The sequence below is a fragment of the Arthrobacter sp. Cza30 genome (assembly GCF_059090765.1).
Window position 1 is genome coordinate 1124561 of record NZ_JBNHGA010000001.1, and the last position, 15584, is coordinate 1140144.

The window sequence follows — 15584 nt, forward strand, 5'->3', positions numbered from 1 at the left end:
TGTAACGTTTTCGTCCATCGTTTTGACCATCTCACAAGGGGTGCATATCGTTTTCCCATCCGCGCCCCGTCCGGCCTCGTCAGACGTGTGCGCACAACCCTGCACAGGAGGAACAGTGAGAATGAAGCGCATTTCGGCAGCGGTGGCGCTCACCGCAGCCGGCGCACTGGCGATCTCGGGCTGCGCCGCCGGTGGCGGCGACAACGGCGGCGACGACTCCGGTCTCGTCGAGGGCTCGTCGATCACCGCAGCGTGGAACCAGGCGTTCTACTCGATGAACGGCAACACGTCGTTCGGTAACGCCACGGCGAACAACAACATCAACTACCTGACCCTCGATGGGTTCAACTACTACAACAACACGCCCGAGCTGGTGCAGAACGAGTCGTTCGGCACCTACGAGCTCGTCAGCGAAGACCCGCTCACGGTCAAGTACACCGTCGCAGAGGGCGTGAACTGGTCGGACGGGACCCCGGTGGACGCCGCGGACCTCATGCTCAACTGGGCCGCACTGTCGCGCGCCCTGGACACCCCGGACTTCGATCCGGGCGAGTTCACCGACCCCGAGACCGGTGAGTTCACCGAGTCGTTCCCGACCGACGTCGTCTACTTCGACTCGGGTGCCACTCCCGAGTCGGGCATGGGCCTGGTCACCCAGACCCCCGAGATCGGCGACGACAACCGTTCGATCACGATGACGTTCGACAAGCCGTTCGTCGACTGGGAGCTCGTCTTCACGTCGCCGCTGCCGGCGCACGTCGTGGCCAAGAACGCGCTCGGCCTGGACGACAACGAGGAGGCCAAGCAGGCTCTCATCGAGGCGATCGAGAACAACGACGCCGCGGCGCTGGCTCCGATCTCGGCCTTCTGGAACTCGGGCTTCAACTTCACCGAGCTGCCGGACGACCCGGAGCGCTACCTGGCGAGCGGCCCGTACATGATCAGCGACTTCGTCGCCGACCAGTACATCACCCTCGTGGCCAACCCCGAGTACAACGGCGAGAACGCCGCCAACATCGAGGAGATCACGATCCGCTTCATCCCCGACCCGCTCGCCGCGGTTCAGGCGCTGGAGAACGGTGAGGTCGACATCATCTCGCCGCAGGCGACCGCCGACATCAAGACGGCGCTCGACGGCATCGACGGCATCACGGTCCTGACCGGTCTCGAGGGCACCTACGAGCACGTCGACCTGCAGTTCGACCAGGGCAAGAACCCGCAGAACATCTTCTCGAACGCCAAGGCGCGCGAGGCCTTCATGAAGGTCATCCCGCGTCAGGAGATCGTCGACACCCTGATCAAGCCGATCATCGGTGACGACGCGATCCTGCGCGACTCGCAGCTGTTCGTCCCGGGCGCTGCCGGCTATGACGAGGCCGCCGAGAACAACACGTCGGCCGAGTACGCCGAGGTCGACATCGAGGGCGCCAAGGCGCTGCTGGCCGAGTCGGGCATCACCGACACCTCGGTCTGCATCCTCTACGCCTCGAACAACCCGCGCCGTGTGAACGAGTTCGCGCTCATCCAGGAGTCGGCCAACCAGGCGGGCTTCAACGTCACCGACTGCGGCTCGGAGGAGTGGGGCGGTCTGCTCGGCACGCCGGGCGCCTACGACGCGTCGCTGTTCGGCTGGCAGTCGACGAGCCTCGGTGTGACCAACTCGCTCCCGACGTTCGTGACCGGCGGCATCAACAACATGAACTTCTACTCGAACCCTCGAGTGGACGAGATCATCGCTGAGCTCAACGGCACGTTCGACGAGGAGAAGCAGATCGAGCTCCAGGTCGAGATGGACCGCCTGCTGTGGGAGGACTTCTACGGCGTGACCATCTTCCAGTTCCCGAGCGTCACCGCGTACAGCGACCGTGTGGAGGGCATCGACCCGTCGATCATCGCGCCCACGATCTTCTGGAACGCGTGGGATTGGTCTGTGACCGACGGCGGCTCGGAGGAGTAATCCGATAAGCACGATGCCCGCCCGGCGATGGCCGGGCGGGCATCGGGCGGGGTGCAGGTCCCCGAGGGGGCCTGCACCCCGCCGCGTTAGACTCCTCTCAGTGGCAGGGCCTGCTCCGGACACGATCCGAACGGCCGGCCCGCGCTGTTTACCCGATTGGCAGGCGGCCACACCATGGCTTCATTCATCATCCGGCGGTTGATCGCGTCGATCTTCGTGCTCTTCGCCGCCACCTTCCTGATGTACATCCTCACGGCGCTGTCCGGGGATCCGCTCGAGGACCTTCGGCAGAGCAACGCCCCGAACAAGGCCGAGCTCATCGAAGCTCGCACCAGACTTCTCAATCTCGACGTCCCGCCCCCGCTGCGCTACTTCCTGTGGCTCGGCGGGATCTTCCGCGGCGACTTCGGCATCAGCATCCAGAACCAGCCGGTCAACGCTCTGCTGGCAAACGCGATCACGTCGACGCTGACGCTGGTCACCACCGCCACGATCGTGGCGATCGTTCTGGGCATCACCGTCGGAATCGTCTCGGCGCTGCGCCAGTACACCGGCTTCGACTACGGCGTCACCCTCATCTCGTTCCTGTTCTTCTCGCTGCCCATCTTCTGGGTCGCCGTGCTGCTGAAGCAGTACGGCGCGATCCAGCTGAACAACTGGCTGGGCGATCCGACGATCTCCGTGCCGGTGATCATCGGGATCTCGCTCGTCGCCGGCCTGATCTGGATGTCGCTCCTCGGGGGACGGTGGCGTCGCCGGCTCATCGTGTTCGCGGTCTCGGCCGTGGCCACGGGCGCGGTCCTGACCTACCTCTCCGTCACGGAGTGGTTCGCCGACCCGAGCATCGGGATCGTGGTCTACGCGTTCCTGGCGCTGGGCGTGGCGGTCGGTGTGACAGCCATCTCGACCGGGCTGCGCAACCGCAAGGCGCTGTACGCCTCGCTCATCGTCGCCGCGATCGGCATCGCGCTGTACTTCCCGATGATGAACTACATCCTCAACGGGATGACGCTGTGGTTCTTCGTCGTCCTCGCGGTGCTGACCATCGTGGTCAGCGGCGGGATCGGCTGGTTCATGGGTGCCCCGGACCGGGCTCCTGTGGTGCGCACGACCGCGATCGTCGGGGTCCTCGTCGCGTCGTTCATCGCCGTCGACAAGTACATGTCGTACTGGGAGGCGTACGCCAACTCCAGCCGTGTGCGCGGCCGCCCGATCGCCACCGTGGGCGCATCCACGCCGGGCCTGGGCGGCAACTTCTGGGTGCAGGGCATCGACCTGTACACGCACCTCCTGCTGCCGACGATCGCGATCATCCTGATCTCGTTCGCCAGCTACACCCGCTACTCGCGCGCGAGCCTGCTCGAGGTGATGAACCAGGACTACATCCGCACGGCGCGCGCCAAGGGTCTGACCGAGCGCACGGTGGTCGTGCGTCACGCGTTCCGCAACGCGCTCATCCCGATCACCACGATCATCGCCTTCGACGTGGGTGCCCTGATCGGCGGCGCGGTCATCACCGAGACGGTGTTCGGCTGGACGGGCATGGGGCGCCTGTTCGTCACCGCGCTCGGCGCGCATGACCCCAACCCCGTGATGGCGTTCTTCGTCGTGACGGGAACCCTGGCGGTGGTGTTCAACCTGATCGCCGACCTCGTCTACGCCGCACTCGACCCGAGAATCAAGGTGGGCTGAATGAATACCACGACCTCTCAGGAGCCCGGCCTCGAGACGCAGGCCATCGCCGAGATCTCCATCGAGCAGAAGGAGACCGAGGGCCTCAGCCAGGGGCAGATCGTCCGCCGGCGGTTCTTCCGCCACCGCGCGGCGCTCATCTCAATGATCGTCCTCGCCTTCATCGTCGTCCTCGCGTTCACGTCGGTGGGCGTCGATCTGTGGGGACTGCGCGTCCCCGGCTGGTGGCAGTACTCGTGGAACGAGATCCCCGCCAAGGTCAACAACGGCGTTCCGACGCTGAGCCTGTGGCCGCTGCAGTTCGGCGACCACCCGTTCGGCCAGGACGAGGTGGGCCGCGACATCTTCGCGGTCGTCATGCGCGGCACGCAGCAGTCGATCATGGTGATGGTCATCGCCGGTGTGGTCGCGACCATCATCGGCGTGGTGATCGGCGCGGTCGCCGGCTACTACGGCAAGCTGACCGACTCGGTGCTGATGCGCTTCACCGACATCATCATCACCATCCCGCTCATCGTGATCGGCTCGGTGCTCGGCAACACGTTCGGCAGCCTCGGAGCCGCCGTGCTCGGTGTCGTCATCGGCCTGTTCGCGTGGACGACGATGGCACGTCTGGTCCGCGGCGAGTTCCTCTCCCTGAGGGAGCGGGAGTTCGTCGACGCCGCACGCGTGTCGGGTGCCCGCGACCGGCGGATCATCTTCCGCCACATCCTGCCCAACGCGGTCGGCGTCATCGTCGTGAACGCGACGCTGCTCATGGCCGGAGCGATCCTGCTCGAGTCGGCGCTGAGCTTCCTCGGCTTCGGCGTGCAGTCGCCGGACACCTCGCTGGGCAAGATCATCTCGGAGAACCAGGCCGCCTTCTCGACGCGCCCCTGGATCTTCTGGTGGCCGGGCGTCTTCATCATCGCGATCGCCCTGTGCGTCAACTTCATCGGCGACGGTCTCCGCGACGCGTTCGACCCGCGCCAGAAGAAGATGCCGAGCGAGCGGGCGATGGCGCGCGCGGGTCGTGCCGGTGGTCCGGTGCCCACGCCGGTCGACACCACCGCCTCGACGGATGCCCCGACGGTGACGGTGTCGGGCGAAGCGGTGTACACCGGCGACGTGGTCAACTACCAGGACCCGCGTCCGGACTCGCCCGGCGACAGCCGGCGCGGGCCGCTCGACCCGGAGCGGTGACGTGACGCTGCTAGACCAGCAGTCCGATCGCGGTCGCGGCGGCGAGCAGAGCGATCAGCGCGATCGTCGCCCAGTGCCACGTGGTGGTGGACGCCTCGGGGTCCACGCCGCTGGCGAAGGCGCCCGCATCGCGCAGTCGCTCCCAGTGGCCGCGGATCAGCTGCGCCAGGTTGCCGGTGGGCGTCGTGATGGCGTCCGCCGGCCGCAGACCGCCGTGCAGGCCGCGGGCCGAGGACGAGACACCGTCGAAGTCCTTGCTCGCAAGCCCCAGCTGACGGTGCCGGCCCGGCGCCGGCGCGGCCCACACCGGCACGCGGCCGGCGACGGTGTGCAGCGTCAGGGAGTAGCGCGTGTCGATCGACACGATGGAGGGCCACGGGACGAAAGCGGTGCGGAACACGTTCTCCACGGTGATGCCGTGCTCCTGCACCAGGAGGCTCGGACGCCAGAACAGCGCCCACGCCAGCACCGCCACCAGCAGGATCGGCCAGGCGTAGCGCAGGGCGGACGCGGGCTCCGCCCAGAACAGCGCGATCAGACCGAGCGCGCACACCACGACGGTCACGACAGCGAGGATGCGGCCGAACACGGGCCGGTAACGGACCTCCTGGAAAGACATGACTTCAAGCTTCGCAGATGGGACATCACGAATGACTGACACGACGGGCGCCGACGCCACCTTCGCGGCGTCGCACGAGGCCCTTCCGGAGACGATCCTCGAGGTCAAGAACCTCGGCGTGGAGTTCTGGGTCGAGGGGGAGTTCTACCCCGCCGCGATCGGCATGGACTACGCGGTGCGTCGCGGCGAGGTGCTGGCGATCGTGGGCGAGTCCGGGTCGGGCAAGAGCACCAGCTCGATGGCGCTGCTCGGCCTGCTGCCGGAGAACTCCCGCGTCACCGGCTCGATCCAGCTGATGGGCCGCGAGCTGCGCGGCGCCGACCCGGCGACGCTGCGGTCGCTGCGCGGCAACGAGATCGCGGTCATCTTCCAGGAGCCGATGACCGCGCTGAACCCGGTCTACACGATCGGATTCCAGATCATGGAGGCGCTGCGTTCCCACGACCGGTCGCTCGCCCCCAGCGACGCGAAGGCGCGGGCGATCGAGCTGCTGGGCATGGTCGAGATGCCCAACCCCGAGCAGTCGTTCCACAAGTACCCGCACCAGCTGTCCGGCGGTCAGCGTCAGCGCGCGATGATCGCGCAGTCCATCTCCTGCGACCCGCTGCTGCTCATCGCCGACGAGCCGACGACGGCTCTGGACGTGACCGTGCAGGCGGAGGTGCTCGACCTGCTGCGCAGCCTCCACAAGCGGCTGGATTCGGCCATCATCCTCATCACGCACGACATGGGGGTGGTCGCCGACCTCGCCGACCGCATCATGGTGATGAAGAACGGCGTGGTCGTGGAGTCCGGGACGGTGGACAAGATCTTCCACGCCTCGCAGCATCCGTACACGCAGCAGCTGCTCGCGTCGGTGCCGCACCTGGGACTGGGCGTCCTCGAGGAGGCCGCGCCGGCGCCGGAGGTCGTGGCCACCGAGACCTCGGCCGTGCCGACCGTGTCGTCCATCCGCGAGCGGGCGACGGAGGCGGCGGAGGAGATCATCGAGACCCGCACGCCGGTCCTGCATTTCGAGGACGTCGCGATCGACTACCCCAAGCGCGGCCGCATCCCGGCCTTCCGCGCGGCCGAGCACGTCGACCTGGCCATCTACCCCGGTGAGATCGTCGGCCTCGTCGGCGAATCCGGCTCCGGCAAGACGACCCTGGGCCGCGCCGCGATCGGCCTGCTCCCGATCGCCGAGGGCAAGCTCACCGCCGTCGGCACCGACATCTCGCATGCCAGCCAGAAGGAGCTGTTCGCGATCCGCCGCAAGACGGGCATCGTGTTCCAGGATCCGGCGTCGTCGCTGAACCCGCGCATGCCGATCGGCCAGTCGATCGGCGAGCCGATCCTGCTGGCCGGGGAGGCCAAGGGCAAGGACCTCGACCGGCGCGTCGAGGAGCTGCTGACCCAGGTGGAGCTGCCCGCGTCGTACCGCAACCGGTTCCCGCACGAGCTGTCGGGTGGTCAGCGTCAGCGTGTCGGCATCGCGCGCGCCCTGGCGCTCGCCCCGGAGCTGCTCGTCGCGGACGAGCCCACATCGGCCCTCGACGTGTCCGTGCAGGCGCGATTCCTCGATCTGCTGCAGGAGCTGCAGCACCAGCTGCAGTTCGCGTGCCTGTTCATCAGCCACGACCTCGCCGTCGTCGACATCCTGGCGCACCGGATCGCGGTGATGCACCACGGCAAGCTCGTCGAGACCGGCACGCGCGACGAGATCCTGCGCGGCGCGCAGGACCCGTACACCCAGCGCCTCATCGCGGCCGTGCCGGTGCCCGACCCCGACGAGCAGCGCATCCGCCGCGAGGCCCGCGCGGCGCTGCTGCAGCGCTCCGGCTCGGTCGCGAGCTGACCGGCCGTCGCATCGGAAACCGTGTGCCGTCCGGGGCTTCCCCGGGCGGCACACCGGCGTGCGGGGGAGGACGCGGCGCGTCCCGGTAGACTGGGGGATGCCGGCATCCCGGCGATTCCCCGTATTCCAAGGATTCCCTCATGGCGCGCGCCCTCCGTCCGGACCTCCGCAACGTCGCGATCGTCGCCCACGTCGACCACGGCAAGACGACGCTCGTCGACGCGATGCTCCGCCAGACCGGCTCCTTCGGCGAGCACGCGCACGTCGAAGAGCGCGCGATGGACTCGAACGATCTGGAGCGCGAGAAGGGCATCACGATCCTCGCCAAGAACACGGCGATCACCTACAACGGCGCCCACACCGATGTGCCGGTGACCATCAACGTCATCGACACGCCCGGGCACGCCGACTTCGGCGGCGAGGTCGAGCGCGGCTTGTCGATGGTGGACGGCGTGGTGCTCCTGGTCGACGCGAGCGAGGGCCCGCTGCCGCAGACCCGCTTCGTGCTGCGCAAGGCGCTCGAGGCGAAGCTGCCGGTCATCCTCCTCATCAACAAGACCGACCGGCCCGATGCCCGGATCGCCGAGGTCGAGGAGGAGGCGCACGACCTGCTGCTGGGCCTGGCCTCCGACCTCCACGAGGACGTCCCGGACCTCGATGTCGACGCACTGCTGGACGTGCCGGTCGTGTACGCCAGCGGACGCGCGGGCGCCGCCTCGCGCACCCGTCCCGCCAACGGCGAGCTTCCCGACAACGACGACCTCGAGCCGCTGTTCGCCGCCATCCTCGAGCACGTGCCGGCGCCGTCCTATGACGACGAGGCGCCGCTGCAGGCGTGGGTGACCAACCTCGACTCCAGTCCGTTCCTCGGCCGCCTGGCGCTCCTGCGCGTGTTCAACGGCACGCTGAAGAAGGGCCAGACCGTGGCGTGGGTGCGCCACGACGGCTCGCACTCCAACGCCCGCATCACCGAGCTGCTCAAGACCCGCGCGCTCGAGCGGTACCCGGCCGAGTCCGCCGGCCCGGGCGACATCGTGGCCATCGCCGGCATCGAGGAGATCACCATCGGCGAGACCATCGCCGACCCCGACGACGTGCGGCCGCTGCCGGCGATCACCGTCGACGAGCCGGCGATCTCGATGACCATCGGCACCAACACGTCGCCTCTGGTCGGCAAGGTCAAGGGCCACAAGGTCACCGCCCGCATGGTCAAGGACCGTCTCGACCGTGAGCTGATCGGCAACGTCTCGCTCAAGGTCGTCGACATCGGACGCCCCGATGCCTGGGAGGTGCAGGGCCGCGGCGAGCTGGCTCTGGCGATCCTCGTCGAGAACATGCGCCGCGAGGGCTTCGAGCTCACCGTCGGCAAGCCGCAGGTGGTCACCCGCAAGGGCCCGAACGGTCAGACGCAGGAGCCCTTCGAGCACCTGACCATCGACGTGCCCGAGGAGTACCTGGGTGCGATCACGCAGCTGCTGGCCGCCCGCAAGGGCCGCATGGAGACGATGACCAACCACGGCACCGGCTGGGTGCGCATGGAGTTCATCGTGCCCTCACGCGGCCTCATCGGCTTCCGCACCGAGTTCCTGTCCATCACGCGCGGCACCGGCATCGCCAACGCGATCTCGCACGGCTACGACGACTGGGCAGGTCACATCCAGGCGCGCCAGAACGGCTCCATCGTCGCCGACCGGGCCGGCGTCGTGACCCCGTTCGCGATGATGGCGCTGCAGGAGCGCATGACATTCTTCGTCCAGCCCACCGAAGAGGTGTACGAGGGCATGGTCGTGGGTGAGAACACGCGCGCCGACGACATGGACGTGAACATCACCAAGGAGAAGAAGCTCACCAACATGCGCTCGTCGACCGCCGACGAGCTCGAGAAGCTCACGCCGCCGCGGCAGCTCTCCCTCGAGGAGAGCCTCGAGTTCGCCCGCGAGGACGAATGCGTCGAGGTGACGCCCGAGAAGGTGCGCATCCGCAAGGTGATCCTCGATCAGACCGAGCGCGCTCGCGCAGCCTCCAGACTGAAGCGCCAGGACGCCAACGCCTGACCGGTCCGACACCGGATGCCGGCGGTGCGGTGATCCGCCGTCCGGGCGACGGCCCTGCGGGCCACGGGTGTGACGGCGGCGCGGGAGGGTGTCGGAGGCTCCTCGGTACGATGGCGAGGTGAGTCCGGAACCGCACGTCGACGATGTCGATGCCGCCGGCGAGGGTCGACGGGCCGTGCGAGAGGGCCTCGGGGTCGCGCTCGCGACGAGTGCCTACGGCATCTCGTTCGGTGCTCTGGCCGTCGCGTCGGGCCTGGACGTGTGGCAGACATGCGTTCTCAGCCTGATGATGTTCACCGGCGGCTCGCAGTTCGCCTTCGTCGGCATCGTCGGCGCGGGCGGGCTGACCGCCGCGTGGTCGGCGATCGCGTCGGCCACGCTGCTGGGCGTGCGCAACGTCGCCTACGGCATCCGGATGTCCCCGGTGATCGGTGCGGGGTTCTGGCGACGCGCGGCGGCCGCGCAGTTCACGATCGACGAGTCGACGGCGGTGTCGCTCGCGCAGCGGACGCCCCGCGCCCGCACCCTCGGGTTCTGGGTCACCGGCATCGGGATCTACATCGGCTGGAACCTCTCCACCCTCGCCGGTGCGCTGCTGGGGGATGTCCTCGGCGATCCGCGCACGTACGGCCTCGACGCTGCGGCCGCGGCGGCCTTCCTGGCGCTGCTGTGGCCGCGCCTGCGGGCCCGGCAGCCGATCGCCGTGGGTGTCGCCGCCGCCGTGATCGCCACGATCCTGACGCCCATGCTGATGCCGGGCCTGCCGGTGATCGTCGCCGCGGCGGTCGCGATCGCCGTCGGCTGGACCAACTGGCTCGGCACGCGGGACGCGGAAGGCTCGACGCGATGGCGGGAGCCGGACGACGTGGCCGAAAGGGAGGGACTGCCGTGACCATGTGGAACGCCGTGCTCGTGGCATCCATCGTGTGCGTCGCCCTGAAGACCGTCGGATACCTCATCCCGGCCCGGTGGGTGGAGGCGCCGCGGCCCCTGCGGATCGCGGACCTCCTCACCGTCGCCCTGCTGGCGGCGCTCGTGGCCGTGCAGACGCTCGGCGCGGGCCAGGCCGTCGTCGTCGACGCCCGGGTGCCGGCGATCCTGGTCGCCGCCGGGCTCCTGCTGCTGCGCGCCCCCTTCCTGGTCGTGGTCGTCGCCGCGGCCGCCGTGGCAGCGCTGCTGCGCCTGTGGGGCTGGGCCGCCTGAGGGGCGACGCGCGGGGCGCAGCGGCATCCGTCGTCCGCGTAGAGTTCTCGGGTGCGCTCTTCCGTTCCCGCCCGCATCGGCACGTGGATCGTCGCGCTGGCGGCGGGGACGGTCTATGGACTGGCCGGCACGATCGCGCACGCCTATACCCTCGCAGGGCTCCCTGTCGGACTCGTCCTCGGGGTGCTCGGCAGCGCCGCGCTGCTGGTCGCGGTCCGACTCCTGGCCGCCGACCGGTGGGCGACCCTCGCATCCGGCGGCGGGATGCTGCTGGCCACACTCGTCTTCTCCGGCAGCGGGCCCGGCGGCTCGGTGATCGTCCCGCAGACCGGCCTCGCCGTCGTGTGGACCTTCGCGGTCCCGGTCGTGATCGCCGTGGTGGTCGCCTGGCCCGACCGCACACGCGCTCGGCGCTGACGGCGCTCCCGAGCGGAGGGCCGAGCGTCGATGGTCGGGGCCGCTGAGGCGGGGGACCGAACTAGACTGATGCCGTGACGTACGTGATCGCCCTTCCCTGCGTGGACGTCAAGGACCGCGCCTGCATCGACGAGTGCCCCGTGGACTGCATCTATGAGGGTGAACGGTCGCTGTACATCCACCCGGACGAATGCGTCGACTGCGGCGCCTGCGAGCCGGTGTGCCCCGTGGAGGCGATCTACTACGAGGACGACCTGCCCGACGAGTGGCAGGACTACTACAAGGCCAACGTCGAGTTCTTCGACGACATCGGCTCGCCCGGCGGCGCGGCCAAGGTCGGGGTGATCCACAAGGACCACCCGATCATCGCCGCGCTCCCGCCGCAGGGCGACCACTGACGTGGGGGTCGCCGACCTCGCCGAGTATCCCTGGGACGCCGTCGCGCCGTACGCGGCGCGCGCCCGCGCGCATGCGGACGGGATCGTCGACCTCTCGGTCGGGTCGCCGGTCGACCCGACGCCGCCGGTGGTCGCCGACGCGCTGCGGGCAGCGACCGACGCACATGCGTACCCCCAGACGATGGGAACCCGGGCACTGCGCGACGCGATCGCACGGTGGTACGCCCGTCGTCGTGGCGTTGCCGGCCTGACCGCCGAGAACGTGCTCCCGACGGTCGGCTCCAAGGAGCTGGTCGCCCTGCTTCCGCTCCTGCTCGGCCTCGGACCGGGCGACGTCGTGGTCCACCCGCGGGCCGCGTATCCCACATACGAGGTCGGGGCCCGGCTCGTCGGAGCGACACCGGTCGCCGCGGATGACCCCGCCGACTGGCCCCAGTCGGCCCGGCTCATCTGGGTGAACTCGCCGGGCAACCCCGACGGGCGCGTGCTGGATGTGCCAGCGCTCCGCGCGGCCGTGCTGCGAGCGCGCGACCTGGGCGCCGTGCTGGCCTCGGACGAGTGCTACGCCGAGCTCGGCTGGGACGCGCCGTGGGACGCCGAGCCCATCCCGTCGGCGCTCGACCCGCGCGTCACCGGCGGCGAGCTGCGGGGCATCCTGTCGGTGTACTCGCTCAGCAAGCAGTCCAACCTCGCCGGCTACCGTGCGGCGTTCCTGGCCGGAGACCCCGAGCTGGTCGCGCGCCTGCTCACGGCCCGCAAGCATCTGGGCCTCATGCTGCCGCTCCCGGTGCAGCAGGCCATGGTCGCCGCGCTCGCCGACGACGCCCATGTGGCTCAGCAGCGGGAGCGCTACCGAACACGGCGGGCACTCCTCAAGCCCGCGGTCGAAGCGGCCGGCTTCCGCATCGACGCCAGCGAAGCCGGGCTGTACCTGTGGGCGACCGAGGGGCGCGACGCCTGGGACAGCATGGCGCGACTGGCGGGCCTCGGCATCCTCGCCGGGCCCGGCCACTTCTACGGCGAGCAGTTCCCGCAGCACGTGCGGCTGTCGCTGACCGCCACCGACGAGCGCATCGCCGCCGCCGCCGCGCGGTTGCGCGCGAGCGCGGCCGCCCCGGTCTGAGGAAACCTCCACCGGATGCCCCCTCGCTTTGGCCGTGTCAGCAGTGGTCTCCGCCGCCCAGTAGGCTGTAGGACGCGGCGACGCGGCATCCGGCGTCCCGCTCCCAGAGTCCCAGTCCGGCGCAGCGCGCGTCGCGGCGAACGGGACGGAACCCCCTGACCGACCAGAAATCGCGAGGAGGCGCCGTGAGCGAAGCGGGCACCCTGCAGGAGAAGGCCACCCTCACGATCGGGGAGCGGACCGCCGAGTTCCCGGTGCTGCGCGGCACCGACGGGACGCCGAGCGTGGACGTGTCGACCTTCACCCGCCAGACCGGACACACGGCGCTCGACTACGGCTTCGTCAACACCGCCGCCACCAAGTCGGCGATCACCTACATCGACGGCGACCAGGGGATCCTCCGCTATCGCGGCTACCCGATCGAGCAGCTTGCGAAGAACAGCACCTACCTCGAGGTCGCGTGGCTTCTCATCTACGGTGAGCTGCCGACCCCGGACCAGCTGGCGGAGTTCGACAACCGCATCCGTCGGCACACGCTGCTGCACGAGGATCTCAAGCGCTTCTTCTCGGCGCTGCCGCACACCGCGCACCCGATGTCCGTGCTCTCCGCCGCCACGGCCGCGCTGTCGACCTACTACGAGAACGAGTCCGACCCGAACAACCCCGAGCACGTCGAGCTCAACACCGTCCGCATGCTGGCGAAGCTGCCGGTGATCGCGGCGTACGCGCACAAGAAGAGCATCGGTCAGGCCTTCTTGTATCCCGACAACTCGCTCGGCTTCGTCGACAACTTCCTCAAGCTGAACTTCGGTGTCCTCAGCGAGGTGTACGAGGTGAACCCGGTGATGTCGCGGGCGCTCGAGCGCCTGCTCATCCTCCACGAGGATCACGAGCAGAACGCCTCCACCTCGACGGTGCGCCTCGTGGGGTCGACCGGCGCGAACCAGTTCTCGTCGATCTCGGCGGGCATCAACGCGCTCTACGGGCCGCTGCACGGCGGAGCCAACGAGGCGGTGCTGAAGATGCTGGCGCAGATCCGCGATTCCGGCGAGAGCGTCGAGCGCTTCGTCGAGCGGGTCAAGAACAAGGAGGACGGCGTCAAGCTCATGGGCTTCGGCCACCGGGTCTACAAGAACTACGACCCCCGCGCCAAGCTCGTCAAGGAGTCGGCCGATGAGGTGCTCGAGGCTCTCGGCGTCAGCGACCCGCTGCTGGACCTTGCCAAGCAGCTCGAGGAGATCGCTCTCAGCGACGACTACTTCAAGGAGCGTCGCCTCTACCCGAACGTCGACTTCTACACCGGTGTCATCTACAAGGCGATGGGCTTCCCGACCCGGATGTTCACGGTGCTATTCGCGATCGGCCGGCTGCCGGGCTGGCTCGCGCAGTGGCGCGAGGCGGCGGGAGACCCTCAGACGAAGATCGGTCGTCCCCAGCAGCTGTACATCGGCGCCTCCGAGCGCACGTACCCGGGCGTCGCCTGACCCTCGACGTCGCAGACGAAAGCGGCTCGGATCGGGATCCCGATCCGAGCCGCTTCGCTTCTCCTCAGGCGTGGAGCATCTCGTTCAGCGTCACGCCCACGCCCGCACGGCGCACCGCCTCGACCGCGCCGGTGACGGAGTTCCGCCGGAAGAGCAGCCCGTCGCGCCCCGAGAGCTCGGCGCCCTTCACCACGGGACGGGAGCCGTCCGCGCGGACGGGCTCGTCGGCGAGCACGATCTTCGTCCCGGCCGTCACGTAGAGACCCGCCTCCACCACGCAGTCGTCCCCGAGCGAGATGCCGATGCCGGCGTTCGCGCCGAGCAGCGTGCGCGCGCCGATGGACACCTTGTGCGAGCCGCCGCCCGAAAGCGTCCCCATGATGGACGCGCCGCCGCCGATGTCGCTGCCGTCGCCGACGACGACGCCCTGCGACACGCGCCCTTCGACCATGCTCTGACCGAGGGTGCCGGCGTTGAAGTTCACGAAGCCCTCGTGCATGACGGTGGTGCCCGGTGACAGATAGGCGCCCAGGCGCACGCGAGACGCATCGGCGATGCGCACACCCGGGGGAGTGACGTAGTCCAGCAGGCGCGGGAACTTGTCCAGACCCTGCACCTGGATGCCGTCGCGTGCCAGGAACGGGCGCAGCCGCGTGAGGGCATCCGGATGCATCGGGCCGGCGTTGGTCCATGCGACGTTCGGCAGGTGACCGAACACCCCGTCGAGGTTGACCTCATTGGGGCGGACGAGCCGGTGCGACAGCGCGTGGAGTCGGAGGTACGCATCCGACGTGGAGCGGGGCGCGACGTCGAGATCCACCTCGACGGTCACCACGTCCACGGTCACCGCGCGGCGCGGGTCGGCCACCGCCAGCCGCTCGAGCTGGTCGGGCGGCATGTTCGGGTCGAAACCCAGCGGGATGCGGCCCTCGGCGGGCGAGGGGAACCAGGTGTCCAGCACGGTTCCGTCGTCGGCGAGCGTCGCCAGGCCGACGCCCCATACCCATCGTTCTTCGCTCATGACATCAACGCTAGCGGCGGCGACGCGGCCGCGTGGATGCCCGCCGCGCGGGGGGCGACACGCCCGGGATGCAGCCCGGATTCGACGAGGTGGCCGATCGCACGTAGAGTATTTCTTGTTCGCCCCAAAGGGAACGCGGAGAGGCTGAAGCCCCGCCCCCTCAAGCGGAGAATCAACCTCCTCCTCCTCGGATCACAGTGTGATCCGGTGGCTCCAGGCCACGAGAGGCGGATCCCCACAGAGCATCGCGCCGGTTTGACCTCGCGGGTTGGTGTGGGGTAAGATTGTGAAGTTGCCCTGCTGGGCTGGCTGCCGTGTGGTGGTTGGTTGGTGGGAGCGTCCGATCCTTGAGAACTCAACAGCGTGCACTTGTCAAATGCCAAATTATCCTCGTCCGGTCTTCTGACCGGTTGAGAATTCCTTTTGGATCAATTCATGGATGTCAGTGACATTCGTTTTTGGTCAGATCGAACTCGCTGCTTGTGACTGTTTTCCCGGTTTCGAGTGGCATTCATTTTTTATGGAGAGTTTGATCCTGGCTCAGGATGAACGCTGGCGGCGTGCTTAACACATGCAAGTCGAACGGTGAAGCCCAGC

The 15584-nt window shown here is 68.8% G+C and carries 13 protein-coding genes and 1 rRNA gene; 12 read left to right on the forward strand and 2 right to left on the reverse strand.

The window, feature by feature from the left end:
* The first annotated feature begins 121 nt into the window (after positions 1 to 121).
* The 3 genes from AC5RVZ_RS05145 to AC5RVZ_RS05155 all read left to right on the forward strand — a co-directional run bounded on the left by AC5RVZ_RS05145 (position 122) and on the right by AC5RVZ_RS05155 (position 4831).
* Complete coding sequence (locus tag AC5RVZ_RS05145) at positions 122 to 1957, forward strand: ABC transporter family substrate-binding protein (protein WP_494064679.1); 1836 nt, start codon at positions 122 to 124, stop codon at positions 1955 to 1957.
* Positions 1958 to 2131: 174 nt separating this feature from the next.
* Positions 2132 to 3649, forward strand: a complete 1518-nt coding sequence (locus AC5RVZ_RS05150; RefSeq protein ID WP_494064680.1) for an ABC transporter permease — start codon at positions 2132 to 2134, stop codon at positions 3647 to 3649.
* On the forward strand, positions 3650 to 4831 hold the full coding sequence (locus tag AC5RVZ_RS05155; RefSeq protein WP_494064681.1) for an ABC transporter permease: 1182 nt from the start codon (positions 3650 to 3652) through the stop codon (positions 4829 to 4831).
* A gap of 10 nt (positions 4832 to 4841) precedes the next feature.
* Here the strand turns inward: AC5RVZ_RS05155 and AC5RVZ_RS05160 are convergent, their stop codons facing one another.
* A complete protein-coding gene (locus AC5RVZ_RS05160) occupies positions 4842 to 5450 on the reverse strand; it encodes a PH domain-containing protein (RefSeq protein WP_494064682.1) in 609 nt (202 codons plus the stop codon).
* Between the two features lie 31 nt (positions 5451 to 5481).
* On the opposite strand from AC5RVZ_RS05160, the gene AC5RVZ_RS05165 reads away from it, so the two are divergent.
* The 8 genes from AC5RVZ_RS05165 to AC5RVZ_RS05200 all read left to right on the forward strand — a co-directional run bounded on the left by AC5RVZ_RS05165 (position 5482) and on the right by AC5RVZ_RS05200 (position 13966).
* Positions 5482 to 7287, forward strand: coding sequence for a dipeptide ABC transporter ATP-binding protein (locus AC5RVZ_RS05165; protein ID WP_494064683.1), 1806 nt, complete (start codon positions 5482 to 5484; stop codon positions 7285 to 7287).
* 140 nt (positions 7288 to 7427) lie between these two features.
* Positions 7428 to 9341 (forward strand): translational GTPase TypA, encoded by a 1914-nt coding sequence (gene typA, locus AC5RVZ_RS05170; RefSeq protein WP_494064684.1) that lies wholly within the window; start codon positions 7428 to 7430, stop codon positions 9339 to 9341.
* A gap of 118 nt (positions 9342 to 9459) precedes the next feature.
* The gene (locus AC5RVZ_RS05175) at positions 9460 to 10233 is read left to right on the forward strand and encodes an AzlC family ABC transporter permease (protein WP_494064685.1); all 774 of its coding nucleotides are present in this window, start codon (positions 9460 to 9462) and stop codon (positions 10231 to 10233) included.
* The gene (locus tag AC5RVZ_RS05180; protein ID WP_494064686.1) at positions 10230 to 10544 is read left to right on the forward strand and encodes an AzlD domain-containing protein; all 315 of its coding nucleotides are present in this window, start codon (positions 10230 to 10232) and stop codon (positions 10542 to 10544) included. The genes AC5RVZ_RS05175 and AC5RVZ_RS05180 overlap by 4 nt, the downstream gene beginning before the upstream one ends.
* Before the next feature lie 51 nt (positions 10545 to 10595).
* Positions 10596 to 10961, forward strand: coding sequence for a histidinol dehydrogenase (locus AC5RVZ_RS05185; RefSeq protein WP_494064687.1), 366 nt, complete (start codon positions 10596 to 10598; stop codon positions 10959 to 10961).
* 74 nt (positions 10962 to 11035) lie between these two features.
* The gene (gene fdxA / locus AC5RVZ_RS05190) at positions 11036 to 11359 is read left to right on the forward strand and encodes a ferredoxin (protein WP_494064688.1); all 324 of its coding nucleotides are present in this window, start codon (positions 11036 to 11038) and stop codon (positions 11357 to 11359) included.
* 1 nt (position 11360) lies between these two features.
* Positions 11361 to 12482: a succinyldiaminopimelate transaminase gene (gene dapC, locus AC5RVZ_RS05195; RefSeq protein ID WP_494064689.1), complete on the forward strand. Its 1122-nt coding sequence runs from the start codon at positions 11361 to 11363 to the stop codon at positions 12480 to 12482.
* 185 nt (positions 12483 to 12667) lie between these two features.
* Positions 12668 to 13966 carry a citrate synthase gene (locus AC5RVZ_RS05200; RefSeq protein WP_494064690.1) on the forward strand — a complete coding sequence of 433 codons (1299 nt, stop codon included), beginning with the start codon at positions 12668 to 12670 and terminating at the stop codon, positions 13964 to 13966.
* 64 nt (positions 13967 to 14030) lie between these two features.
* Here the strand turns inward: AC5RVZ_RS05200 and dapD are convergent, their stop codons facing one another.
* Positions 14031 to 14987: a 2,3,4,5-tetrahydropyridine-2,6-dicarboxylate N-succinyltransferase gene (gene dapD / locus AC5RVZ_RS05205; protein ID WP_494064691.1), complete on the reverse strand. Its 957-nt coding sequence runs from the start codon at positions 14985 to 14987 to the stop codon at positions 14031 to 14033.
* 517 nt (positions 14988 to 15504) lie between these two features.
* Between dapD and AC5RVZ_RS05210 the strand changes: the two genes are divergently transcribed.
* A 16S ribosomal RNA gene (locus AC5RVZ_RS05210) occupies positions 15505 to 15584 on the forward strand; the annotation flags it as partial.

Coding starts and splice junctions, on each gene's coding strand:
- AC5RVZ_RS05165 (WP_494064683.1), top strand. CDS start 5,482: ATGACTGACACGACGGGCGCCGACGCCACCTTCGCGGCGTCGCACGAG.
- AC5RVZ_RS05160 (WP_494064682.1), bottom strand. CDS start 5,450: ATGTCTTTCCAGGAGGTCCGTTACCGGCCCGTGTTCGGCCGCATCCTC.
- dapD (WP_494064691.1), bottom strand. CDS start 14,987: ATGAGCGAAGAACGATGGGTATGGGGCGTCGGCCTGGCGACGCTCGCC.
- typA (WP_494064684.1), top strand. CDS start 7,428: ATGGCGCGCGCCCTCCGTCCGGACCTCCGCAACGTCGCGATCGTCGCC.
- AC5RVZ_RS05150 (WP_494064680.1), top strand. CDS start 2,132: ATGGCTTCATTCATCATCCGGCGGTTGATCGCGTCGATCTTCGTGCTC.
- AC5RVZ_RS05155 (WP_494064681.1), top strand. CDS start 3,650: ATGAATACCACGACCTCTCAGGAGCCCGGCCTCGAGACGCAGGCCATC.
- AC5RVZ_RS05145 (WP_494064679.1), top strand. CDS start 122: ATGAAGCGCATTTCGGCAGCGGTGGCGCTCACCGCAGCCGGCGCACTG.